The 24,384-nt window shown below is 64.5% G+C and carries 19 protein-coding genes; 6 read left to right on the top strand and 13 right to left on the bottom strand.

Translation table 11 applies throughout. The annotated features are described in order from the left end of the window. Window positions 1-13: 13 nt before the first annotated feature. The 6 genes from GA566_RS12340 to GA566_RS12365 form a co-directional block, all read right to left on the bottom strand. Window positions 14-1,288: a dihydroorotase gene (locus tag GA566_RS12340; RefSeq protein WP_160472880.1), complete on the bottom strand. Its 1,275-nt coding sequence runs from the start codon at window positions 1,286-1,288 to the stop codon at window positions 14-16. A gap of 142 nt (window positions 1,289-1,430) precedes the next feature. Then, complete coding sequence (locus tag GA566_RS12345) at window positions 1,431-2,402, bottom strand: aspartate carbamoyltransferase catalytic subunit (protein ID WP_137927262.1); 972 nt, start codon at window positions 2,400-2,402, stop codon at window positions 1,431-1,433. Between the two features lie 89 nt (window positions 2,403-2,491). Beyond that, window positions 2,492-3,016 carry a bifunctional pyr operon transcriptional regulator/uracil phosphoribosyltransferase PyrR gene (pyrR, locus tag GA566_RS12350; RefSeq protein WP_160472881.1) on the bottom strand — a complete coding sequence of 175 codons (525 nt, stop codon included), beginning with the start codon at window positions 3,014-3,016 and terminating at the stop codon, window positions 2,492-2,494. Next, window positions 3,013-3,450: a Holliday junction resolvase RuvX gene (ruvX, locus tag GA566_RS12355; RefSeq protein ID WP_160472882.1), complete on the bottom strand. Its 438-nt coding sequence runs from the start codon at window positions 3,448-3,450 to the stop codon at window positions 3,013-3,015. Before ruvX ends, pyrR begins: the two co-directional genes overlap by 4 nt. Next, window positions 3,443-4,015 (bottom strand): YqgE/AlgH family protein, encoded by a 573-nt coding sequence (locus GA566_RS12360; protein WP_160472883.1) that lies wholly within the window; start codon window positions 4,013-4,015, stop codon window positions 3,443-3,445. The genes ruvX and GA566_RS12360 overlap by 8 nt, the downstream gene beginning before the upstream one ends. Before the next feature lie 98 nt (window positions 4,016-4,113). Further along, window positions 4,114-4,830: a pseudouridine synthase gene (locus tag GA566_RS12365; protein WP_137927266.1), complete on the bottom strand. Its 717-nt coding sequence runs from the start codon at window positions 4,828-4,830 to the stop codon at window positions 4,114-4,116. Window positions 4,831-4,881: 51 nt separating this feature from the next. Here GA566_RS12365 and GA566_RS12370 point away from each other — a divergent pair, with 51 nt between their 5' ends. Beyond that, on the top strand, window positions 4,882-6,438 hold the full coding sequence (locus GA566_RS12370) for a deoxyribodipyrimidine photo-lyase (RefSeq protein WP_160472884.1): 1,557 nt from the start codon (window positions 4,882-4,884) through the stop codon (window positions 6,436-6,438). A gap of 81 nt (window positions 6,439-6,519) precedes the next feature. On the opposite strand, the gene GA566_RS12375 is transcribed toward GA566_RS12370, so the two are convergent. The 3 genes from GA566_RS12375 to hemC are packed head-to-tail and all read right to left on the bottom strand — an operon-like array spanning window position 6,520 to window position 10,895. Continuing rightward, on the bottom strand, window positions 6,520-7,710 hold the full coding sequence (locus tag GA566_RS12375; RefSeq protein ID WP_137927268.1) for a heme biosynthesis protein HemY: 1,191 nt from the start codon (window positions 7,708-7,710) through the stop codon (window positions 6,520-6,522). A gap of 4 nt (window positions 7,711-7,714) precedes the next feature. After that, on the bottom strand, window positions 7,715-9,844 hold the full coding sequence (gene hemDX, locus GA566_RS12380; protein WP_137927269.1) for a fused uroporphyrinogen-III synthase HemD/membrane protein HemX: 2,130 nt from the start codon (window positions 9,842-9,844) through the stop codon (window positions 7,715-7,717). 10 nt (window positions 9,845-9,854) lie between these two features. Beyond that, window positions 9,855-10,895, bottom strand: a complete 1,041-nt coding sequence (hemC, locus tag GA566_RS12385; protein WP_137927270.1) for a hydroxymethylbilane synthase — start codon at window positions 10,893-10,895, stop codon at window positions 9,855-9,857. A 115-nt stretch (window positions 10,896-11,010) separates the two neighbouring features. Between hemC and ppc the strand changes: the two genes are divergently transcribed. From ppc to GA566_RS12405, 4 genes are all read left to right on the top strand, one after another. Next, window positions 11,011-14,031 (top strand): phosphoenolpyruvate carboxylase, encoded by a 3,021-nt coding sequence (ppc, locus tag GA566_RS12390; RefSeq protein WP_137927271.1) that lies wholly within the window; start codon window positions 11,011-11,013, stop codon window positions 14,029-14,031. Window positions 14,032-14,251: 220 nt separating this feature from the next. Then, window positions 14,252-15,661, top strand: a complete 1,410-nt coding sequence (gene argH / locus GA566_RS12395) for an argininosuccinate lyase (protein WP_160472885.1) — start codon at window positions 14,252-14,254, stop codon at window positions 15,659-15,661. Between the two features lie 309 nt (window positions 15,662-15,970). Further along, complete coding sequence (locus tag GA566_RS12400) at window positions 15,971-16,513, top strand: TRAP transporter small permease subunit (RefSeq protein WP_160472886.1); 543 nt, start codon at window positions 15,971-15,973, stop codon at window positions 16,511-16,513. Further along, complete coding sequence (locus GA566_RS12405; protein ID WP_137926949.1) at window positions 16,513-18,240, top strand: TRAP transporter large permease subunit; 1,728 nt, start codon at window positions 16,513-16,515, stop codon at window positions 18,238-18,240. The genes GA566_RS12400 and GA566_RS12405 overlap by 1 nt, the downstream gene beginning before the upstream one ends. Before the next feature lie 148 nt (window positions 18,241-18,388). On the opposite strand, the gene GA566_RS12410 is transcribed toward GA566_RS12405, so the two are convergent. From GA566_RS12410 to apbC, 4 genes are all read right to left on the bottom strand, one after another. Then, window positions 18,389-20,653: an arginine/lysine/ornithine decarboxylase gene (locus GA566_RS12410; RefSeq protein WP_137926948.1), complete on the bottom strand. Its 2,265-nt coding sequence runs from the start codon at window positions 20,651-20,653 to the stop codon at window positions 18,389-18,391. A gap of 180 nt (window positions 20,654-20,833) precedes the next feature. After that, the gene (gene dcd / locus GA566_RS12415; RefSeq protein WP_137926947.1) at window positions 20,834-21,400 is read right to left on the bottom strand and encodes a dCTP deaminase; all 567 of its coding nucleotides are present in this window, start codon (window positions 21,398-21,400) and stop codon (window positions 20,834-20,836) included. A gap of 146 nt (window positions 21,401-21,546) precedes the next feature. After that, window positions 21,547-22,134 carry a superoxide dismutase family protein gene (locus tag GA566_RS12420; protein ID WP_160472887.1) on the bottom strand — a complete coding sequence of 196 codons (588 nt, stop codon included), beginning with the start codon at window positions 22,132-22,134 and terminating at the stop codon, window positions 21,547-21,549. Window positions 22,135-22,237: 103 nt separating this feature from the next. Then, a complete protein-coding gene (gene apbC / locus GA566_RS12425) occupies window positions 22,238-23,326 on the bottom strand; it encodes an iron-sulfur cluster carrier protein ApbC (protein ID WP_160472888.1) in 1,089 nt (362 codons plus the stop codon). A 361-nt stretch (window positions 23,327-23,687) separates the two neighbouring features. On the opposite strand from apbC, the gene GA566_RS12430 reads away from it, so the two are divergent. Further along, complete coding sequence (locus tag GA566_RS12430) at window positions 23,688-24,323, top strand: OmpA family protein (protein WP_137926944.1); 636 nt, start codon at window positions 23,688-23,690, stop codon at window positions 24,321-24,323. Window positions 24,324-24,384: the final 61 nt, after the last annotated feature.

A 24,384-nucleotide genomic window follows, 5' to 3' on the forward strand; every position in this document is an offset into this window, starting at 1 on the left:
CTGGCGACTCGCTTCAGCGCTGCTCGTAGACGACCTGGCCGCCGACCAGCGTCACTCGCACGCGCCCTTCCATCTCGTAGCCGAGCCATGGCGAGTTCTTGCCCTGGCTCTTCAACACATTGCGTTCCACCTTCCAGACCAGTTTCGGATCGAACACGCAGATATCTGCCGCGCCACCCGCTGCCAGGGCACCGGCCTGCAGGCCAGCCACGCGAGCAGGCTCACTGGTGATGCGAGCCAGCGCCTTGACCAGCGGCACCTTGTGCTCGGCAGCCCAGCGCAGCGTCAGCGGCAGCAGCAGTTCCAGCCCGGTTGCACCAGGCGTGGCCTCGGCGAACGGCAGGAGCTTCTCGTCGTCGTCCACCGGCGTATGGTCGGAGCACAGCGCGTCGATGGTGCCATCGGCCAGCGCGGCAACGATCGCGTCGCGGTCGCGGCCACTACGCAGCGGCGGCGTGAAACGCATCTGGCTGTTGAAGAAACCGATGTCCATGTCGGTCAGCGACACGTGGTGGATGTTCACGTCGCACGTCACCGGCAGACCTTCCTTGCGCGCCTGACGGACGAGCTCCAGACCCGCGGCGGACGAGAGGCGGCACAGATGCACGCGCGCGCCGGTGCTGCGCATCAGTTCGAAGATCGTATGCAGGCGCACCGTTTCGGAAATGACCGACACACCTGACAAACCCAGCCGCGACGCCACGGCGCCGCTCGCCGCCACGCCACCTCCCAGGAACGGGTCTTCCGGACGCAGCCAGAGTGTGAAGCCGAACGTCTGGGCATACTGCATCGCGCGCAGCAGCACCTTCGTGTCCTGGATCGGCTCCTCAGCCTGGCTGAAGCCCACGCAGCCGGCCTCGGTCAGTTGGCCCATCTCCGTCAGCGTCGTGCCCTTCAGCCCCACGGTCAGTGCACCCAGCGGATGCACGTGTGTCTGGTTCAGCTTGCGAGCGCGATACTTGAGCATCTCGACCAGACCGGGTTCATCGAGCACCGGATCGGTATCGGGCGGGCAGATCAGGCTGGTAACACCACCGGCCGACGCCGCGGCCACTTCGGATTCCAGCGTCGCCTTGTGCTCGAAGCCCGGCTCGCGCAGCCGCGCGGAGAGGTCGACCAGACCCGGACACACGATCATGCCCCGTGCGTCGATGGTCTTGTTCGCATGGAAATCGGCGGGCGCCTTGCCGACGCCCACCACCTTGCCGGCGGCAATGAACAGGTCCTGCTCGGCGTCGAGGTTTGCGGCCGGATCGATCAGGCGGCCACCCTGGATGTGAATCTTCATGTCTGGTTCGGTTTTCGTTGTTCGCTTTGGGAGGCGCTATCAAAAGGAAGCGAAGCGGTTATGGCTAGGCGCGCGACCGCAGACAGTACAAGTGGTACGGCAAGGTCGCGCAACGACGCCAGAATCATTTTGATAGTGCTTCCTAGTCGTTATTTCCAGCCACGATTCCCATGACTGCCATGCGCACGGCGATGCCGAACGTGACCTGGTTCAGGATCACCGACTGCGGGCCGTCGGCCACGGCGGAGTCAATCTCCACGCCGCGGTTCATCGGACCGGGATGCATCACGATAGCGTCGGGCTTCGCCAGCGCCAGCCGCTCCGGCGTCAGGCCATACGCCATGAAGTACTCCTGCGCGGACGGCAGCAGCGCGCCGCTCATCCGCTCGTTCTGCAGGCGCAGCATGATCACCACATCCACGCCCTTCAGTCCCTCTTCCATGTTGTGGAAGACGCGCACCCCCATTTGCTCCAGCCCCGAGGGCAGCAGCGTACGGGGACCGATGGCTCGCACTTCAGGTACACCCAGGGTGGTCAGCGCGTGGATGTCAGAACGGGCCACGCGCGAGTGCAGGATGTCACCGACGATGGCAACCGTCAGGTTCGTGAAATCCTTCTTGAAGTGCCGGATGGTGTACATATCCAGCAGACCCTGCGTCGGGTGCGCATGGCGGCCGTCGCCGGCGTTGATCACGTGGACGTGTGGCGCCACGTGCTCGGCAATCAGGTACGGGGCGCCGGAACTGGCGTGGCGCACCACGAACATGTCCGCCGACATCGCCGACAGGTTGTTGATGGTGTCGAGCAACGATTCGCCCTTGCTCGTCGACGATGCGTTGATGTTCAGGTTCAGCACGTCCGCCGACAGCCGCTTGGCGGCGATCTCGAACGTGGTACGGGTCCGCGTCGAATTCTCGAAGAACAGGTTGAACACGCTCTTGCCGCGCAGCAGCGGCACCTTCTTGACCTCGCGGTCGGAATCCGACAGCGATACGAACTGGCTGGCGGTGTCGAGGATGTGCGTGATCATGTCACGCGACAACCCTTCGATCGACAACAAGTGCTTGAGCTCTCCGTTCTTGGTGAGCTGCGGGTTGCGGAACGTCTTGGTCATGGCAGGTGGGTCGGGCGCTGGATTCGGTCTAGGTATGGCTGGGGTGCTTGACGCGCAAGGGGCGGTGCCGGTTGACACCGGCTCGGCGCTCAGGTGCGCGCTTCAGTGGCGAAGGCAAAACGCATGGCGGCGCCCTCACCCTGGTGTGACAGCACCAGTGTCTTGTCTTGCGGCAGGTCCACAGTGGTGGCGGCAAACTCGGCAGCGAACGGCAACTCGCGGCCACCACGGTCCGCAAGCACCATCAACGCCACGCGGGCCGGGCGCCCGTAGTCGAACAGTTCGTTGACCGCGGCGCGGATCGTGCGGCCGGTGGCCAGTACGTCGTCGATCAGCAGGACGTTGCGATCCTGCACGTCGAATGGCAGCGTGGTCGATTGCGCCTGACTATGAAGACCCTTTTTCGCATAGTCATCGCGATGGAAGGCCACGTTGATCACGCCGTGGCCGCCCAGGTTCAGATCCGCAGCCAGACGCTCGGCAATCCAGGCGCCGCCAGAGTGGATGCCAGCCACCGACCAGCGCGCACGGTCGCTGGACGGCATCAGGGCCTGGGCCTGGTCGCGCAGCGCGTGGTACAGCGCCTCGGCGTCGGGAGTGGAGGTCTGGTTCATAGCGGAAGTTCGTCGAAATACTGTTGCAGGATGATCCGGGCGGCCTCGGCGTCCAGCGCTCCGCGCTTGGCGCCCGCCATGGACGCCGCGCGCGAGGAATAGCGCTCGTCCACCCATTCCACCGGCAGGTCGAAGCGGCCATTCAACTGATTACCGAAGCGGCGTGCAAGTCGCATCGAGGCCTGTTCGGCGTCATCGGCACCAGCATCGGGGTTGATCGGCAGGCCGACCACGAGGCGCACAGGCGTCCACTCGCGAATCAGCGCGCCAACTGCCTCGAAGCGGCCATCGACCGTGATATTGGGAAGGATGGTGAGGGCGCGTGCTTGCCGGGTGATGAAATTACCGAGCGCCACGCCGATTTTTTTCTCGCCGTAGTCGAACGCGAGCACGGTGCCGTCCTGGGGCGTCTCGCGCCCCGGCAACTCAGGCATGCCCTGCCTCGCCCGACAGCATCGCCACATCGATGCCCAGCAGGCGAACGGCCGCCGCAAAGCGATCCTCGGGCGGCACGCTGAAAATGATCTCGGGATCGGCCTGGACAGTCAGCCAGCCATTGCGGCTCAGCTCTTCCTCCAGCTGCCCTGCGCCCCATCCAGCATAGCCGAGCGTCAGCAGGAAACGATGCGGGCCGCTGCCATTGGCCACGGCCTCGAGCACGTCCTTGGAGGTCGTCATTTCGAGCCCGCCGGGCACCGCCAGCGACGACACATAGCTGCCGACCGGGTCATGCAGCACAAAGCCGCGCTCGGTCTGCACCGGGCCGCCAAAGTAGACCGGCTGATGGGCGACAGGCTGGATTTCGAGCTTGAGATCGATCTTCTCGAACAGCGTGGCCATGTCGATATCGATCGGCCGGTTGATCACCAGCCCAAGCGCGCCGCGCTCGTTATGCTCGCAAAGGTAGACAACGGAACCCGAAAACGTCGGATCGGCCATGCCGGGCATGGCAATCAGGAACTGATTGGTGAGATTGATGTGAGCTTCGGGCGTCGCCATGGCTTGCATTCTACCAAATCAACGCCCGACTTCTGCGTAAATGTTCTGTGTCCGAACAACGCTTTCCGCACTTCGGCCAACTCGGAAACGGAAGCCCATCAACCCGCCGACGGCTTCAGCGCGGCCAGATCCTCGGCCGTCAGCCAGCGCCATTCGCCGGGCTTGAGCGCCGGGTCCAGGGCCAGATTGCCGATGTGACTCCGGTGTAGCGCCGTCACATGATTGCCTGCGGCGGCCACCATGCGCTTGACCTGGTGATACTTGCCTTGCATCAACGTCAGGCGCAGCGTGCGTTCGCCGATGGCCTCGCAGGCATCGGCGGCAATCGGGGCTGGCTCGTCGTCCAGCTTGACGCCGGTGCGTAGTGCCTCGACCTGCTCGGGAGTGACCGGGTCGAATGTGGTCACTTCGTAGACCTTGGGCACCTGCTTTTTGGGCGAAGTCTGGGCATGGATGAACTGGCCGTCGTCGGTCAGCAGCAGCAGGCCCGTGGTGTCGTGATCGAGCCGCCCCACGGCCTGCACCTCACGCTGGCGCAACGGCACCGGCAGCAGGTTGTAGACGCTCGGATGGTGGCGCGGCTTCTGCGAGCACTCGTAGTCCGTGGGCTTGTTGAGCATCAGGTAAGCCTTGGTGCAAGCCAGCCATTCCTCGCCATCGACGGTCAGGCGCAGGCCATCCACGTCGAAGCGCGCGCCCGGGTCCTCGCACAGCTCGCCATTGACCTCCACCAGCCCGGCCTCCACGAGATCGCCACAATAGCGACGTGTGCCAAAGCCCTGGGATTGAAGGATGCGGTCGAGTGTGATGGCCATGGGAAAACTCTTCAAATACGGAATGACTGGTGGCTATGTTAGGTTACGGCGATGCCGAGATCACCTCAATCTTCCACTGACGCAAGCGCAGCCACCGGGCGCCTGCCGTACCGGATCGACCGGGATTATGACCGCGGACTGGTCTGGTTCCGGCGCGACCTGCGCGCCGACGACCATGCGGCGCTGCATTATGCCCTCAAGCACTGCCGCCAGGTATGGTGCGCCTTCGTTTTCGACCGCGAGATCCTGGACCCTTTGCTTGAACGCGGACTCCAGCAGGATCGTCGCGTCGAGTTCATCCTGCGGTCACTGGAACCGCTGCGCCAGACGCTGACCGAGGCCGGCGGCGGCCTGATCGTGCTCCATGACACAGCGCGCGAGGCCATCCCCAGCCTTGCCGCCGAACTCGGCATCGAGGTCGTCTTCGCCAACCACGACTACGAACCTGCTGCCAACGATCGCGATGCAGCAGTGCGCGAAGCGCTGGCCCGGGACGCGCGCCATCTGCTGACGTTCAAGGACCAGTGCATCTTCGAGGCCGACGAGATCCTGACCGGGCAAGGCAAGCCGTTCAGCGTGTTCACGCCGTACAAGAACGCGTGGCTCAAGGCCGTGCAGCCGTTCGACTTGCGGGAGTATCCGGTCGAACCATATGCGAAAGCGCTCGCGCCGGTGCCATCGGCCCATCGCCATGCCCTGCCTGCGCTGGCCTCGCTGGGTTTCGCGCCGACCAATCTTGCCGATATCGCCTTGCCCACAGGCAGCGACGGCGCCCGGGCCTTGCTCGATGACTTCATGGGACGGATTGGCGACTACGGGCACCGGCGCGATTTCCCGGCGGTGCGTGGCCCAAGCTACCTGTCTGTTCACCTTCGCTTCGGCACGATCTCGATCCGCACGCTGGTGCGCGCCGCCCACGAAGCCGTGCGCGACGGTGGCGTGGCCAGCGCCGGCGCGGCCGTCTGGCTGTCCGAACTGATCTGGCGAGATTTCTATTTCATGGTCCTGCACCACCATCCGCGCGTGGCCGAAGGCAAGTGCTTCCATCCGGAATACGACGCGCTGCAGTGGGTGGATGCCGACACGACCCAGGAGTATCTCGACGCGTGGTGCCAGGGCCAGACTGGCTACCCGCTGGTGGATGCGGCCATGCTGCAGATCAACCAGAGCGGCTACATGCACAACCGCCTGCGCATGGTGGTGGCCAGTTTCCTCGTCAAGGACCTGGGCGTGGACTGGCGCGCGGGCGAGCAATACTTTGCCGACCAGCTCAACGATTTCGAGTTTTCATCGAACAACGGCGGCTGGCAATGGGCGGCCTCCACCGGCTGCGATGCCCAGCCCTATTTCCGTATCTTCAACCCGGTCACGCAATCGGAGAAGTTCGACCCGAAAGGCCAGTTCATTCGCAAGTATCTGCCGGTGCTGGCCGAGATGCCGGATCGATATGTGCATGCGCCGTGGACAGCGCCGGATGAGGTGCTGGCGGCTGCGGGGGTCCGGCTGGGCGAGAACTATCCGAGGCCCATCGTGCAGCACAGCGTGGCGCGGATGGAGACGCTGGAACGGTATGGGAAGGTGAAGGGGCCGAAGGTGCGGGAAGAGTGAAGAGTTTTCGCCGCCTCTCGGTTTTCTCCCCTCTCCCGCAAGCGGGAGAGGGGAGAAAACCAACAGCGGGAAAAGCGGCGATCAAGCCGCCAGCATCGCACTTTCCCGATAATGCTTCTGCGCTTCCTCGGGCCGTTCCGTTTCCTCGAACAACCGCGCCAACGCCAGATGCGCGCGCACGCAGATGCGGCGCTGGCTGTCGCGGTCGGCGTATTTCAGCGTACGTTCGAAGTTCGACTGTGCCTTGCCCCAGAGCTGTTCGCCCAGGCATAGCACCCCGAGCGTGTAGTAGAGATCGGCATCGTTGGGGTGATCGACGAGCCAGCGTTCGGCCTGCTGGATCTGCGGCAGCGCCTTGCCGGGCTCCGCGCAGTCGGCGTAGCGCTGCACAAGGCGGCTGTCCCAATTGACCTTGAGCGCTTCCTCGATGATGCGGCGCGCCTCGGTCTGACGGTTCAGCGCCGAGAAATAGCGTGCGGCCTGTTCGGCGATGCGCACCGCGTGGCGTTCATCGGCCGACAGTGAGCGCCAGAAGTGATAGAGCGACTCAGCGTCATGGCGACGCTCTTCCAGCATCGCCTCCACGGCCATCTGCTTGAGCCGCAGCGCCAGCACCGGATGCAGCGCGTTGCGTTTCTCGAGCGAGCGCGCCAGCCGCAGCACTTCGGTCCAGTTCTTCAGATGCTGGTGCGCTCTCAGCGCGATGCGCTGCACGTGGATCTGGCGACCGCCCTTCTCCTGCAATTGAGCGATAGTCTCAAGCGCACCCTCGGCATCGCGTGCATCGACGAGCAGTTCGGCCATCGACACCAGCCGGGCCTGCTCCCGATCAGGATCGGTCACTTGCGCCATCCAGGCATCGCGGCGCCCCGATTCCTGCATCCGGTGCGCGGCACGCGCGCCCACGAGCGCGGCGGTCTGCGCCTGCTCCGGCCAGACCTGAGCTTCCTTGGCAGCCCGTTCGGCTCGCGCGAAGCGCCCCGCGAACAGGTTTTCGATGGATTCGCGCAGCGCGGCCTGGGCCTTGCTCATGCGGCTGCGTTCGCGATAGGCCGCGGCACGGCGCGGCATCTCGGCGAGATGACGGAACGCCGACATGATCGTCCAGATCACGAAAAAGACCAGCAGCAGCAGCGCCAGTGTCAGGTTCAACGACATTTCCACCCGGTACGGCGGGTAGAACAGCACCACGTTGCTCTGATTGAACTGCGTGAACAGCGCCAGTCCCACCGCGCCGCCAAAGAGGACAGCTACCCAGAAAAGCAGTCGCATGCGGCTACTCCTTTTTCAGGGCGCGCAGCGCGCTGAGGCTTTCGGCCATCGTCGGCAGCGACACGGTGACGGCGCTGGCCTGCGACTGCTTGAGCAGCGTCAGCACGCCCTGCACACGGCGCGAGCGCGTATCGAAATAGCGCCCGATCATCGCCTGGGCAGCCGCCAGGTCATTGCGGAACACGGGCTCGTTACGCGAGAGCAGCGCCAGCCGCGCATTGAGCAGGCGCAGCTTGACGTTCTCGCGCAGGAACCAGCCCTGGTCGCCCGACAGCAGCAAGGCGTTGGTATCGTCCACCTTGCGCACGCGGATCACGTGACCCAGTTCGGACACGATGTAGTCCCACGTACGCGTCAGCACATTGCCGGCCGGGGCAGCCGTACTGGCGGCAGGCGCCGAGGCACCCTTCGCCGCGTGGCGGCCTTCGCCCGGCGTGCGGTCGAGCATCTGTTCGCCGGACAGCAGCGGCAATGCATCGATCTGGTTGATCGATTCGTCGAGCTTGATCGCGGCGCCAGTCAGGTCGGTATCGGGCACGGCCTTCATCCGCGCAATGTCGCGGGCGATGGCGCGGCGCAGTTGGTTGTACTGCGGCTTGTCGGAACGCGCCAGGCGGGCATCAGCGCTCTGCAGCGCCGCCAGTGCCACCTGGACATTGCCGGTGAGCTGGAGCTGCTGGCCGGCATTGGTCAGCAACTGCTGGATTTCCGCGATTTCCCAGTCGTCGCGATTGCGCATCAGGTCCTGGTAGACCTGCTCCAGCGCGGCCTGCTTGTCACGCGCTTCCACGACCTGTCCGTCGAGCGCGCCGACCTTCGCCTGCAACTCCTTGACGATGTCCTGCGCGTTCTTCGAGAGCACGCGCGTTTCCTGCACCATCGCGTCGTTGCTTTGCTGGCGCCGGGCGAGTTCCGTGGTCAGGTGTTCGACCCGCATCTGGAGCCACCAGAAGCCGGCGGCGATGGCAATCACAAGTAGCGCCGCCACCGGCCACCACGGCGATATCCGGCGGGAAGCCCCGGGCGCTGCGTGCGGCGGATTCATCGAATGGGCGGCTGCACCCGACGCACCCGTCGCACTGGTCGATTGCGAGGATGCAGACGATGCGGCATGGCTGGACGAGGAGGACGTAGTGTCTGGCGTCACGCGTTCGGCCTTCGTTGTCGTGGATCTGGGCGATCCGGTTGATTCGTGGGTTGCGGCAGATGCCGGCTCTGCCGTCGACACCGCGCTTGCCGCGGTCTGCACAGGCGGCGTCGCCACCGGCGTGGCCGGCCCTGCATGGGCATTGCTCCATTGCGTACAGGCGGCCAGCAGTCCGGCATCGCCGGGTCCGGCAGGCAGCACGTGCGCAAAGCCGAGTGTCAGGGCTTGCGTGGCAATTCTCGCATGGGGCGCAATGCACTGCACCTGCTTCAGGCGCTCGTATTCCTGAGGCGACAGGTGCAACCGCGCCAGCGCGTCGAGGTTGCGCACCGCTTCGGAACTGGTCAGCAACCAGGCGTAGGGGGGCGCGGCGGGCTTGAGGCTGTCGCGCACCGCCTGCCACTGCATGGTGGTGGGCTCGGGCAGCGTGCGGCTATAGGCTTCCACGGCATCCACCGTGGCGCCCGCTTCGCGCAGGCGGTCGCCAAGCCAATCGCGGCCGCCGTTGCCCCGGATGATCAGGACACGCCGGCCCGAGAAGGCACCTGGCGTGGTGTCGAGTTCGGACCACAGCGCCTCGGAATCGAAGCGCGGCACTTCGGGGGACTGCTCGGGACTGGCCTGAGCGCCGGCCGGCGCGATCACCCGATACGTTGGCGCCGTCACGCCGCGCTCGGCCAGCGCGGTCACGCTCGATGGCCCCACCACGGCCACGGGCACCGCCACCGGCCATTGCGCGGCGCCAGTGGTGCCTTGCACCTGTGCGAGCGCATCGAACGCGAACGACACCGCGTTCGGGCTCACGAACACCACCAGCGCGTACTCGGCCAGCCGGGCCAGCACATCGCGCATGGCAGTGTCATCCGCAACAGGGCCGATCGCCAACAGCGGAAAACCCAGTACATCCAGACCGGCGGCTTGCAGCGCTTCGGTCAATTGCCGGGACTGCCCGGCAGGTCGCGTCACGACGACGGTCGGGCGAGGCATCGGGGCGTCCTCAGGCAGGTCCGGCCGTGGCGAGCGAAGCCAGCACGGCGTCGGCACCCTGGGCGAGCAGGTCTCCGGCCACGGCGGTGCCGAGGGCCTCTGCGGCCTGCACCGAATTCACCGGACCCGTGGCATGGGCACGCACGCTGCGCGTGCCATCGGGCAAGGCCACGAATGCATCGAGTTGCAGGATGTCGTCGTGCCAGCGCGCATGGGCGGCCAGCGGCACCTGGCACGACCCACCCAGCCGACGCGACACGGCGCGCTCGGCGGAAACGGCCAGCAACGTCGAGGAGTGATTGAGGGGGGCAAGCCATTCGGCCAATTCGGGCCGGTTCGAGCAGATCTCGATGCCCAGCGCACCTTGTCCAGCCGCGGGCAACGAACTGTCTTGCCCGATCAGCGCGCGAATGCGGTCGCCCATGCCCAGCCGCTTCAGGCCAGCGGCGGCGAGAATGATCGCGCTGTATTCGCCACGGTCGAGCTTGCCCAGGCGGGTATCGAGGTTGCCGCGCAGCGGCTTGATGACCAGATGCGGGTAGCGGCTGCGCAACGCGGCTTCGCGGCGCAGGCTCGACGTGCCGACCACCGTGCCCGGAGGCATATCGTCGAGCGAAGCGTATTCGGCGGACACCAGTGCGTCGCGCGGATCCTCGCGCTCCATCACGGCTGTCAAGGCAAACCCTTCGGGCAACTCCATCGGCACATCCTTGAGGGAATGCACAGCCAGGTCGGCACGCCCTTCGGCCATCGCGACTTCCAGCTCCTTCACGAACAGGCCCTTGCCGCCAACTTTCGACAGTGTCCTATCGAGAATTTGATCACCCCGTGTCGTCATTCCCAGAATGGACACATCGCACGAGGGATAGTATTGTTGCAACGCAGCACGCACATGTTCCGCCTGCCACATCGCCAGTCTGCTTTCACGCGACGCGATCACGAGGCGGGACGGCGCGCTACGATCTGTGGCGGCAGCGGACGGAGAAGACGCGGAGGCCGCAGACGGCGATTGTGCGGACGGTTGGACGGTAGTTTGGGCGGGTGCTTGCATGCGCGCATGTTAGCACGCACCCTATCCTCTTCCGGCACCCAGGAAGAGGACGAAGCGTACCTGTCTTGTACCGAATACATATATCTATAACGTAGTGATACGAGGAGATAGTTTCATGACGCAGCCTGCTGCGCGCCCTACCGGCCGATCCCGTTCCACCGGCCGCAAGTCAGTTACGCCAGCCTCAGGCCAGCATGACGCGAAAGACACCACGCCGGGCGCCCCCGCGAAATCCACGAACACCCCCGCCCGCAAGGCATCCGCCCGGCCCAGGCTCACCGTGGTGACGCCCGAAGGGACCACCACGGCTTCCCCCGCCCGCCGCGCCGCCGACAAGGACCTGCCGCTGCGCGACGACATCCGCTTCCTCGGCCGACTGCTGGGCGATGCCGTGCGTGAACAGGAAGGCGATGCCGCGTTCGAACTCGTCGAGACGATCCGCCAGACCGCCGTGCGGTTTCGCCGCGAGAACGACCGTGCCGCCGGGGCCGAGCTGGACCGCCTGCTGAAACGCCTGTCGCGCGATCAGACCAATTCGGTCGTCCGCGCCTTCAGCTACTTCTCGCACCTCGCCAATATCGCCGAGGACCAGCACCACAACCGCCGCCGACGCGTGCATGCGCTGGCGGGCTCGCCGGCGCAGCCGGGCAGCCTGGCCCGTGCGCTGGAAGCCATTGACGCCGCCGGTGTGACCGGCAAGCAGTTGCGCGACTTCCTCGACAACTCGCTGATCATGCCGGTGCTGACCGCGCACCCGACCGAAGTGCAGCGCAAGTCGATCCTGGACGCCGAGCGCGAGATTGCCCGCCTGCTGGCCGAGCGCGACCTGCCGATGACCGCGCGCGAACGCGATCACAACACGGCGCAACTGCGCGCGCGCGTGACTACGCTCTGGCAGACCCGGATGCTGCGCAATACGCGACTGATGGTCGTGGACGAAATCGAGAACGCGCTGTCCTACTACCGCACCACGTTCCTCCATGGCATTCCGCGCCTGATGGCAGAACTGGAGGAAGACATCGCGACCGTGTTCCCGCGCAAGAGCAAGGCTGGCACTACGCCTGCGCCGCTGGCGCCGTTCCTGCAGATGGGTTCCTGGATCGGCGGCGACCGCGACGGCAATCCGAACGTGACCGCCGAAACGCTGGAGTACGCCTCGCGTCAGCAATCCACGCTGATCATGCAGTGGTATCTCGACGAGGTCCACGCACTGGGCGCGGAACTGCCGCTGTCCTCGCTGATGGTCGATGCCAGCCCCGAGCTGCTCGCACTGGCCGAGGCATCGCCCGACCATTCCGAGCATCGTGCCGACGAACCGTATCGCCGCGCACTGATCGGCATCTATGCGCGTCTGGCCGCGACCACGACAAACCTCACCGGCCACGAGGCGCAGCGCCACCCGGTGGCCGATGTGGCCCCGTACGACAACGCAGAGGCCTTCGCCGCCGATGTGCAGATCGTGGTCGATTCGCTGCGCTCGCACCACGGGGAATCGCTGGCTCGCGGTCGCATCGACGCGCTGGTGCGCGCCATCGCCATCTTCGGCTTCCATCTGGCATCGGTGGACATGCGCCAGGTGTCGGACGTGCATGAGGCCGTGATCGCCGAGCTGTTCCAGGCCGCCGGCATCGCGAAGGATTACGCTGCACTGTCCGAGGAAAAGAAGCTGGAACTGCTGCTGGCCGAGCTGCGCCAGCCGCGCCTGCTCACGTTGCCTTGGCACGATTATTCCGAGCAGACCCGCAGCGAACTGGCCATTTTCCGCATGGCCCGTGACCTGCGTGCCCGTTATGGCAACCGCGTGGCGCGCAACTACATCATCTCGCACACCGAAACGCTGTCCGATCTCGTCGAGGTCATGCTGCTGCAGAAGGAAGCCGGCATGCTGCGCGGCACGCTGGGCAGCAAGACCGATCCGGCGCGCATGGAGCTGATGGTCATCCCGCTGTTCGAAACCATCGAGGACTTGCGCAACGCCGCCGGCATCATGGAATCGCTGCTGGACCTGCCGGGCTTCGATTCGGTGATCAAGCATCATGGCGTCGAGCAGGAAGTGATGCTCGGCTATTCGGATTCGAACAAGGACGGTGGCTTCCTCACTTCGAACTGGGAACTCTACAAGGCCGAACTCGCGCTGGTGAAGTTGTTCGAGGAACGCCGCGTCAAGCTGCGCCTGTTCCACGGCCGCGGCGGCACGGTGGGTCGCGGCGGCGGCCCGACGTACGAAGCCATCCTGTCGCAGCCGCCGGGCACCGTGAACGGCCAGATCCGCCTGACCGAGCAAGGCGAAATCATCAACAGCAAGTTCGCCAATGCCGAGATCGGCCGGCGAAATCTGGAAACCGTGATCGCGGCCACGCTGGAAGCCTCGCTGCTGCCCACGCAGAACGCGCCAGCGGGACTGGAAGGCTTCGAGGCCATCATGCAGCAGTTGTCGGACCGCGCGTTCACGAGCTACCGGCACCTGGTCTACGACACCCCGGGCTTCAAGGATTACTTCTTCGCCACGACGCCGATCACGGAAATCGCCGACCTGAACCTCGGTTCACGACCGGCCTCGCGCAAGCTGATGGACAAGAAACACCGCAAGATCGAAGATCTGCGTGCGATTCCCTGGGGCTTTTCGTGGGGCCAGTGCCGTCTGCTGCTGCCGGGCTGGTTCGGCTTCGGCAGCGCGGTGCAATCCCTGCTGAACGATGCTCCGGACGAGAAGGCCCGCAAGGCCGTCATCGCCACGCTCAAGCGCATGGTCAAGACATGGCCGTTCTTCCGCACGCTGCTGTCGAACATGGACATGGTGCTGGCCAAGACCGACCTGGCCGTGGCCTCGCGCTACGCCGGGCTGTGCGAAGACGCCGCGTTGCGCAAGACGGTGTTCTCGCGCATCAGCGCCGAGTGGCACCTGACCTGCGACATGCTGGCCCTGATCACGGGCCGTGCGGAGCGTCTAGCGGAGAATCCGCTGCTGGCCCGGTCGATCAAGAACCGCTTCGCGTACCTCGATCCACTGAACCACTTGCAGGTGGAACTGCTCAAGCGCTACCGCGCCGGCAAGGACGCCGACGATGTGCGCGTGCGGCGCGGGATTCACTTGACGATCAACGGGGTGGCGGCTGGGTTGCGGAATAGCGGTTAAATGAGCCTGCTTCGACGCTGGGTGCTCCCCTCTCCCGCACGGCGGGAGAGGGGTCGGGGGAGAGGGCGCGGCGGTTCAAATTGGCATCTATCGCATCTTGAGCCACCTGCCCTCTCCCCCTGCCCCTCTCCCGCTCGCGGGAGAGGGGAGCAAACCACCGGGATTCGGGGCGTCTCAAGCGATATAATCGCCGTTTCCGATTTTCCGCCCTGCCCCTGTCATGACTTCCCAACTTGCCAAGAAAGGCGAAGCCTGGTCCGCCCGCTTCTCCGAACCGATGTCCGACCTGGTGAAGCGCTACACCGCTTCGGTCTTCTTCGACAAGCGCCTGGCGCTGTTCGACATCCAGGGCTCGCTGGCCCACGCGGCCATGCTGGCAAAGCAGGGCATCATCGCCGAGGCCGACCGCGCCGAGATCGAGCGGGGCATGACGCAGATCCGTGGCGAGATCGAGGGTGGCCAGTTTGAATGGAAGCTGGACCTCGAAGACGTCCACCTCAATATCGAAGCGCGCCTGACCGCGCTGGTCGGTGACGCCGGCAAGCGCCTGCACACGGGCCGCTCGCGTAACGACCAGGTGGCCACGGACATCCGCCTGTGGCTGCGCAGCGAAATCGACAACATCATCGGCCTGCTGGGCGACCTGCGCGGCGCGCTGATGGATCTGGCGGACAAGAACGCCGACACGATCCTGCCGGGCTTCACCCACCTGCAGGTGGCGCAGCCGGTCACGTTCGGTCACCACCTGATGGCCTACGTGGAAATGTTCACGCGCGATGCCGAGCGCATGGCCGATTGCCGCCGCCGCGTCAACCGCCTGCCGCTGGGCGCGGCTGCTCTGGCTGGCACGAGCTACCCGATCGATCGCGAGTTCGTGGCCCAGCAACTGGGCTTTGACGGCGTCTGCCGCAACTCGCTGGACGCCGTGTCCGACCGTGACTTCGCGATCGAATTCGTCGCCGCCGCCTCGCTCGTGATGACCCACATCTCGCGTTTCTCGGAAGAGCTGGTGATCTGGATGAGCCCGCGCGTCGGCTTCATCGACATTGCCGACCGCTTCTGCACGGGCAGCTCGATCATGCCGCAGAAGAAAAACCCCGACGTGCCCGAACTGGCGCGCGGCAAGACCGGCCGCGTGTTCGGCCACCTGAGCGGCCTGCTGGTGCTGATGAAGGGCCAGCCGCTGGCGTACAACAAGGACAATCAGGAAGACAAGGAACCGCTGTTCGATACGGTGGACACCATCGTCGACACGCTGCGGATCTTTGCCGACATGGTGCCGGGCATCAGCGTCAAGCCGGACGCCATGCGCGCCGCCGCGCTGCAAGGCTACGCCACCGCCACCGACCTGGCCGACTATCTGGTCAAGCGCGGCCTGCCGTTCCGTGACGCCCACGAAGCCGTGGCCCACGCCGTGCGCGCCTGCGACGACCGCCAATGCGATCTGGCCGACCTGACCGTGGCCGAACTGCGCGACGTTTCCGGCCTGGGCGACAAGGCCGCGCTGATCGGCGACGACGTGCATACCGTACTGACGCTGGAAGGCTCGGTCGCCTCGCGCAACCACATCGGCGGTACCGCGCCCGATCAGGTACGCGCCGCCATCGCTGCCGCACGCAAGACGCTGTAAGTTTCCCGTAAGACTGCGTCGTAAAAAAGCCGCTGCGCCGAAAGGCCAGCGGCTTTTTTGTATCTGGAATCCCCTACTGACTGTCTCCCCTTTCCCGCTTGCGGGAGGGGGGGTGGGGGTGGGGGCAGGCGGTGGATGCACGGTATAACGCAATTTGAACCGCCGGACCCTCACCCCCAGCCCCTCTCCCACGTTGTGAGAGAGGGGAGCAAACCCAGCATGCACCAACCCTTCTAGGACAATCCCCTAGCCCCCACATAATTTGTTACAGATAAACTGACCGCCGCATTAGAAAAGGGGGAGACACCCATGAATTACTTGCTTGGTCTGTCACGACAGATCGACAGGTTGAACCAGCACACGGGCAGGCTTGCAAACATCATGATCCTGCTGTCGTGCCTGGTCAGCGCAGGGAACGCCCTGCTGCGGTACGGCTTCAACCTGAGCGACAACTGGCCGCTCGAACTCCAGTGGTACATGTTCGCCATCGCCGTGATGTTTGGCGCGTCGTACACGTTCCAGCGCAATGAACACGTTCGCGTGGACCTGATCTACGGAAACGTGTCCGAGCGCGCGCAGCACTGGATCGACATCTTCGGCATCCTCGTTTTCCTGCTGCCGTCCACGATTCTGTTCACGTGGCTGTCGTGGGAATCGCTGTTCCTGCCTTCGTGGCGCATTCTCGAACAGTCGGGTAACTCGGGCGGCCTGCCCCGGTATCCGATCAAGCTCGTGGTGCCCCTCGGCTTTGCCCTGCTCACGCTGCAAGGTATCTCCGAACTGATCAAGCGCTTCGCCGCCCTGCAGGGCCTGGTGCGCATCGAATCAAAATACGAAAGGCCGGTGCAATAATGATTCCGTTGGAATATATGCCGCCGCTGATGTTCGGCGGCCTGGTGGTATTCATGCTGATCGGGTTTCCGGTCGCATTCTCGCTCTCCGCGGTAGGCCTGGCCTTTGGCTTCCTGGCCATCGAATGGGGCTACTTCCCGATGCAGTTCCTGCAGGCCGTGCCGAGCCGCGTGTTCGGCAGCGTGCTGGGCAACGAGTTGCTACTGGCGATCCCGTTCTTCACCTTCATGGGCGCCATCCTGGAGAAATGCGGGCTGGCCGAGGACATGCTCGACTCCATGGGCCAGTTGTTCGGCCCCGTGCGCGGCGGGCTGGGCTATTCGGTGATCATCGTCGGCTTCATCCTTGGCGCGATTACCGGCACGGTGGCCGCGCAGGTGATCGCCATGGCGATGATCTCGCTGCCCGTGATGATGCGCTACCGGTACAACATGAAGTACGCCACCGGCGTGCTGGCTGCATCGGGAACGATCACGCAGCTGGTGCCGCCGTCGCTGGTGCTGGTCGTGCTGGCCGACCAGCTCAAGACGCCGATGGGCAGCGCCGACGTGGGCAGCATGTACCTGGGCGCCTGGGGTCCGTCGGTCGTGCAGATCGCATTGTTCGCGCTCTACACCTTCGTCCTCACCCGCATCAAGCCCGACTGGCTGCCGCCCGTTCCCGCCGAAGCGCGCACGCTGCGTGGCTGGGCGCTGTGGGCCAAGTGCCTGCGTGGCATCATCCCGTGCGCGGTGCTGATCTTCCTGGTGCTCGGCACGATCATGCTCGGCATTGCCACGCCGACCGAATCCGGTGCGATGGGCGCCGTCGGCGCGCTGGTGCTGGCCGTGATCCGCGACAAGGGTTTCAACAAGATCGACCGCAACATCTACCGCATCGGGATTGCCGCCACCGTCGTGGCCGCAGCCGTGGGCGTGTTCGCGTTTGGCTCGCATGCCTTCCGCATTCCGCTGGCGGTGGCTTACCTGGTGGTGCTGTGGCTGCTGATCCGCGCCGGACAGTTGACCGAACTGCGCCTGCTGATCGTCGACGCTTACCAGTCCACGGCACGTATCACCGCCATGGTGGTGTTCATCCTGATCGGCTCCACCTGCTTCTCGGTGGTGTTCCAGGGCGTGGATGGTGGCGCGTGGGTCGAACACCTGTTCACTTCGTTGCCGGGCGGATGGATTGGCTTCCTCATCGTCGTCAATCTGTTCATTTTCTTCCTGGCATTCTTCCTCGACTTCTTCGAAATCGCGTTCATCGTGGTGCCGATGCTGGCCCCGGTGGCCGTCAAGGTGCTGACACCGGTCGTGCTCGATTCGATGGGCGGCAACCCCGAAGCTGCGGCGACTGCCGCGCTGGTCTGGTTCGGCGTGATGCTGTGCGTGAACATGCAGACCTCGTTCATGCACCCGCCGTTCGGCTTCGCGCTGTTCTACCTGCGCGGCATCGCACCCAAGGAAGTGAAGAGCTCGGACATCTACTGGGGCGCGCTCCCGTGGGTGGGCCTGCAGATGGTCATGGTGCTGCTAGTGATGTTCTGGCCGGGCATGGTCACCGGGCTGCTCGACAAGGGATCGCTGAAACACAGCAATTCGGCGGAGGTGAGTATCCCGCTTGGCGGGCAGGAAGCTGACAAGCCCGGAGGGGCAGCTTCCACGCCGGGGACGCTGGAGCTACCGGGGGCTGGCGAGTCCAGCGAGCCGGCGGCGCCACAGTTCCAGTTCGAGAAGAGCAAGTAGGTCAATGGTGCAGTTGGTCGGCTGTTGATGCTCCGGCCCTCTCCCCCGGCCCCTCTCCCGCAAGCGGGAGAGGGGAGCGAAACCAAAGGCATACAAAAACCCCCGCACCTTTCGGTAGCGGGGGTTTTTCTTTTTAACAGCGAAACGCTTACTGCTTCACGCAATCCACGAAATAAGCCTTCACGCCATCGACCTCATCCTCCACCAGCCCGTGGATGTCCGTCTCGAAGCCCGGGAACAGCTTGTTGAACTCGCGGGCGAATCGCAGGTACTGGACGATGATGCGGTTAAAGCGCTCGCCCGGGATCAGCAGCGGGATGCCCGGCGGGTACGGCGTCAGCAGGATGGCGGTGACGCGGCCTTCCAGTTCGTCCACGGGCACGCGCTCGATTTCGCGGTGCGCCATCATCGCCCATGCATCCGACGGCTTCATCGCCGGTTCCATGTCCGACAGGTACATCTCGGTGGTCACGCGCGCCACGTCGTTGGCCTTGTAAACGCTGTGAATCGCGTCGCACAGGTCGCGCAGGCCCATCCGCTCGTATTGCGGGTACTTGCCGACGAATTCCGGCAGCACGCGCCACAGCGGCTGGTTCTGGTCGTAGTCGTCCTTGAACTGCTGCAGCTCGGTCACCAGCGAGTTCCAGCGGCCCTTGGTAATGCCGATCGTGAACATGATGAAGAACGAGTAAAGACCCGTCTTCTCGATGATGATGCCGTGCTCGGCCAGATACTTGGTCACGATGGCGGCCGGGATGCCGCGCTCGCTGAACTCGCCGTCCACGTCCAGGCCCGGGGTGATGATCGTGGCCTTGATCGGGTCCAGCAGGTTGAACCCATCGGCCAGGTCGCCGAAACCGTGCCAGCGTTCGTTGGCCTTGAGCATCCATTCGTCGCGATCGGGGATGCCGTCTTCGTTCAGCGTGTCCGGGCCCCAGACCTTGAACCACCAGTCGCCGTTGTTATCGACGTCGTAGTCGGCTTCCACCTTGCGCACGGCGCGGCGGAAGTCCAGCGCTTCCTGAATGCTTTCCTCCACCAGTGCCGTGCCGCCCGGGGCTTCCATCATCGCCGCCGCCACGTCGCACGAGGCAATGATCGAATACTGCGGGCTCGTCGAGGTGTGCATCAGGTACGCCTCGTTGAAGCGATACCGGTCCAGCTTGCGTGTCTCGGAGTCCTGCACCAGGATCTGCGATGCCTGCGACAGCCCGGCCAGCAACTTGTGCGTGGACTGCGTGGCGAACACCAGCGCGTCCTTGCTGCGCGGACGATCGCGGCCAATCGCGTGCATGTCACGGTAGAACTCGTGGAACGCGGCGTGCGGCAGCCACGCTTCGTCAAAGTGCAGCGTGTCGATCTCGGACGCCAGCATTTCCTTGATCTGCTCGGCGTTGTACAGCACCCCATCGTACGTACCCTGCGTGATCGTCAGGATGCGCGGCTTCTGGTTCTTTGCCTTGCTGGCGAACGGGTGCGCGGCGATCTTGCGGCGGATCGTCTCGGGATCGAACTCGCTCTTGGGGATCGGGCCGATGATGCCGTAGTGGTTGCGCGTGGGCATCAGGAACACCGGAATCGCGCCGGTCATCATGATCGCGTGCAGGATCGACTTGTGGCAGTTGCGGTCCACCACGACGATGTCGCCCGGCGCCACGTTGGCGTGCCACACCATCTTGTTCGACGTCGACGTACCGTTCGTCACGAAGAACATATGGTCCGAATTGAAGATGCGCGCGGCATTGCGCTCAGATGCTGCCACCGGACCCGTGTGGTCGAGCAGCTGGCCCAGTTCTTCCACGGCGTTGCAGACGTCCGCGCGCAGCATGTTCTCGCCAAAGAACTGATGGAACACCTGGCCCACCGGGCTCTTCAGGAATGCCACGCCACCCGAGTGCCCCGGGCAATGCCACGAGTACGAGCTGTCCTGCGCATAGTCGATCAGTGCCTTGAAGAACGGCGGCGCCAGCGTGTCGAGATAGACCTTGGCTTCGCGGATGATGTGTCGCGCCACGAATTCGGGGGTGTCCTCGAACATGTGGATGAAGCCGTGCAGTTCGCGCAGGATGTCGTTCGGGATGTGACGGGACGTGCGCGTCTCGCCATACAGGAAGATCGGCAGGTCGGTATTGCGGCGGCGGACTTCGGACACGAACGCGCGCAGCTTCTCGATGGCTGCGGCTTCGGGCTGGTCGTCGGCCCGCACGAACTCGTCGTCGTCGATCGACACGATGAACGTGGAAGCCCGGCTGGACTGCTGTGCGAACGACGTCAGGTCGCCGTAACTCGTCAGGCCCATCACCTCCATGCCTTCGCGTTCGATGGCTTCGGCCAGTGCGCGAATACCCGAGCCCGAAATGTTCTCGGAACGGAAGTCTTCATCGATGATGATGACGGGGAAGCGGAATTTCATCGGAAATCCTTGGGTGTTGAGCGTACTTGGAAAGAACTGAGCCACATGGCCGGCGGAAGTTTCCCGCAGCGGCGACATGTGGCTCATTCGTCAGGTCTGGCGCCGTACCGGTTCATGGCCGGTGGCACCCCCGGCGTGGATGAGACGCCGGCATTCTAGTTCGGGAAGATGACAGGTGTGTCAGGTCTTCGGCAGGGTGACGCCGTGCTGGCCCTGGTACTTGCCGCCACGGTCCTTGTACGAGGTCTCGCAGACTTCGTCGGACTCGAAGAACAGCACCTGCGCGCAACCCTCGCCCGCGTAGATCTTGGCGGGCAGCGGCGTGGTGTTCGAGAACTCCAGCGTCACGTAGCCTTCCCACTCGGGTTCGAACGGCGTCACGTTGACGATGATGCCGCAGCGCGCGTACGTGCTCTTGCCCAGGCAGATCGTCAGCACGCTGCGCGGAATGCGGAAGTACTCCATCGTCCGGGCCAGCGCGAACGAGTTCGGCGGGATGATGCAGACGTCGCCCTTGAAGTCCACGAACGACTTCTCGTCGAAGTTCTTCGGATCGACGATCGTGCTGTTGATATTGGTGAAGATCTTGAATTCGTTGGCGCAGCGGATGTCGTAGCCGTAGCTTGACGTGCCGTAGGAAACGATCTTGCGTCCGTCCGATTCCCGTACCTGGCCGGGCTCGAACGGTTCGATCATGCCTTGCTGCTCCGCCATGCGGCGGATCCACTTGTCGGATTTGATACTCATAAGGGCGTGGCAGGATGGACGGACGGCAGGCCCGCCAATCGGGGCGCCGCATGCGATTTGGGGCGCATTGTACAACCATATTGCCGGCGGACTCCCCCTCTTGCCGCAAGCCGGCAAAAGGGGGCCATGCATCGATCAGCTACCTGTCAGCTTGCCGCGATCACACCGCAAGCGATCCGGCCGCCCGCGTTACCCGTAGGCTGCGTGCGATAGTCGTCCGGGTCCTTGTGGACGATCACGGCCTTGCCGACTACGCTGTTTGCACCAGGCGCCACGGTGACGGCAGGCATCAGGAACTGCACGCGGGCATTACCGCTGGCATCCGCCGTCAGGTTGTTCATGTCGCCAGCGTGGTGGTCGCCGCCGCCGGTCATCTGGCCGTGCGGCTTGCCGCCCGGGTTGAAGTGGCCGCCCGCGCTCATGCCATCCGGGGCCGAGCAGTCCCCCTTCTCATGGACGTGGAAGCCATGCACGCTACCCGGCGCCAGGCCGGTTACCAGCACGCCCACGAGCACGCCACCCGATTGCTGGTCGAAAGTCACGCGGCCCGCCGTGTTGGTGCCACTCTTGGCCGCCAGCGTAGCCGCCGCCTTGGTGGAGCCGCCACCGGACGCCGGCGCTGCCATGGCGGAAGGTGCAGCCGTGGCCGCCGTCGCGCTCTTGTCCGAGCCCGCGCAGCCCGCCATCGCGATGGCCGACGCGCCGATTGCCAGTCCAAACAGTACCCGTTTCATGCCGCTTCCTCCCTTGGTGTGTTCGCGTTGTATTTTCGCGTGGTATGCCGTGTGGATTGTAGGTCAGGTGATCGCGACGGCAATGTCGGACAATGCCCGATTCTCAGGTGTTCTGGACCACGATGCTGGGGAACTTGTTGGTCATGTCGCGCGCCTTGTCGGCCACCTTGATTGCCACCTTGCGCGCCACCTCGCGGTAGATCTCCGCGATCTGCCCGTCGGGTTCGGCCACCACGGTCGGCCGGCCCGAATCGGCCTGCTCGCGAATCGAAAGGTTCAGCGGCAGGCTGCCCAGCACGTCAACGTGGTAGTCGGTGCTCATCTTGGCCGCGCCGCCAGCGCCGAAGATATGCTCGGTATGGCCGCAGTTCGGGCAGCAGTAGACCGCCATGTTCTCGACGATGCCGAGGATGGGGATGCCGACTTTCTCGAACATTTTCAGACCCTTGCGCGCGTCCAGCAGCGCGATGTCCTGCGGCGTCGTCACGATCACGGCGCCCGTGACCGGCACCTTCTGCGACAGCGTCAGCTGGATGTCGCCGGTGCCCGGCGGCATGTCGACGATCAGGTAATCGAGGTCCGACCAGTTGGTCTGGCGCAGCAGTTGTTCCAGCGCCGAGGTCACCATCGGGCCGCGCCACACCATCGGATTGTCCTGGTCGATCAGGAACCCGATCGAGTTGGCCTGCAGGCCGTGGCCCTCCAGCGGCTGCATGGTCTGGCCATCCGATGACTCGGGGCGACCACTGATGCCCAGCATCATCGGCAGGCTCGGGCCGTAAATATCGGCGTCGAGCATGCCCACACGTGCGCCCTCGGACGCCAGGGCCAGCGCCAGGTTCACGGCCGTGGTGGACTTGCCCACCCCACCCTTGCCGGATGCCACTGCAATCACATTGCGTACGCCGGGCAGCAGCTTCACGCCACGCTGCACGGCATGCGCGACGATTTTCATCGAGACCGCCACGCTGACATTGGCCACGCCAGGCAAGGCGCGGACGGCATCGATGACCTTCTGGCGGATCAGTTCGAACTGGCTGCGGCCCGGATAGCCAAGTTCGACTTCCACGGAGACATTGCCGCCGTCGACCCGCACATTACGCGCCGAGCGCGTGGAGACGAGATCCTTGCCCGTATTGGGATCAATGACGGTGCGCAGGGTTTCGGTTACCTGTTCAGTGGTGAGGCTCAAGTCGGACTCCGCTCTGGATGGGGATTGGGAATATTCTGAGAATGTGGGGGTAATGTATCAGGCGGCGCCACACCTTGCCCGATGTGGGGGATTACAGACATTTACATCTCTCACACTCTGTGTCTTGTGCCCCTACCGCCATCTGCCTATTGTAGTGCGCCAACTTGCAGCGGCCGCCCGAAGGACAGCGATAGCGGCCGGCGTGAACGCCCGGTATCGGACGCCGTCCGATACCGCTACATGCGCGTTTTCAAACACAATGTTGAAACTTGTTTGCAGCGGGTCCGGCGCATGGCGCCAGGCAGTACCATGCGGCATGCTGTTGGCAGAACATTTACGGGAATTTCCAGAAGGAGAACGCATGAACTTCAAGCTCGTTACCGTTTCGATCGTGGCTGCTGCCGCACTGGCCGGCTGTGCTACCGAACAAGGCACCAATACCGCTGTCGGCACCGGCGTGGGCGCGGCAGTGGGCGCCGGCCTTGGCAACCTGATCGGCGGCAACACCACCGGCACGCTGGTCGGCGCGGCCGTAGGTGGGGCAGTGGGCGGTGCCACCGGTTACAACTGGAACGCGATCCGCGGCAAACTGAACAAGGATACGGCCGGAACCGGCACCACGATCACCGAGCAGCCCGATGGCTCGCTCAAGGTGAACATCCCGAGCCAGGTGACTTTCGATACCGATAGCTCGACGATCAAGCCGTCGTTCCGCGCGGTGCTCGACCAGGTGTCCCAGACGCTGGGCCAGCACCAGGACGTGGTGGCCAATGTCGTGGGCCATACCGACAGTACCGGCAACCCGAGCTACAACATGCAGTTGTCCCAGCGCCGCGCGCAGAGCGTGGCCGCCTATCTGGGCGATCGCGGCGTGGCGCGCAACCGCCTGACCGCCGAAGGCCGGGGCCAGACGCAGCCGGTTGCAGACAATTCCACGGAGCAGGGACGCGCCCAGAATCGCCGAGTCGAAATTTTCTTGAAACCAATTTCTGGGTAAGCAGTCATAGAGTTCAGGTACCGCTTGCCACCGTTGCTGGCTCGCGATGGGTGGCTGACCT

This window comes from Cupriavidus sp. SW-Y-13, from assembly GCF_009793345.1.
Lineage (GTDB): Bacteria > Pseudomonadota > Gammaproteobacteria > Burkholderiales > Burkholderiaceae > Cupriavidus.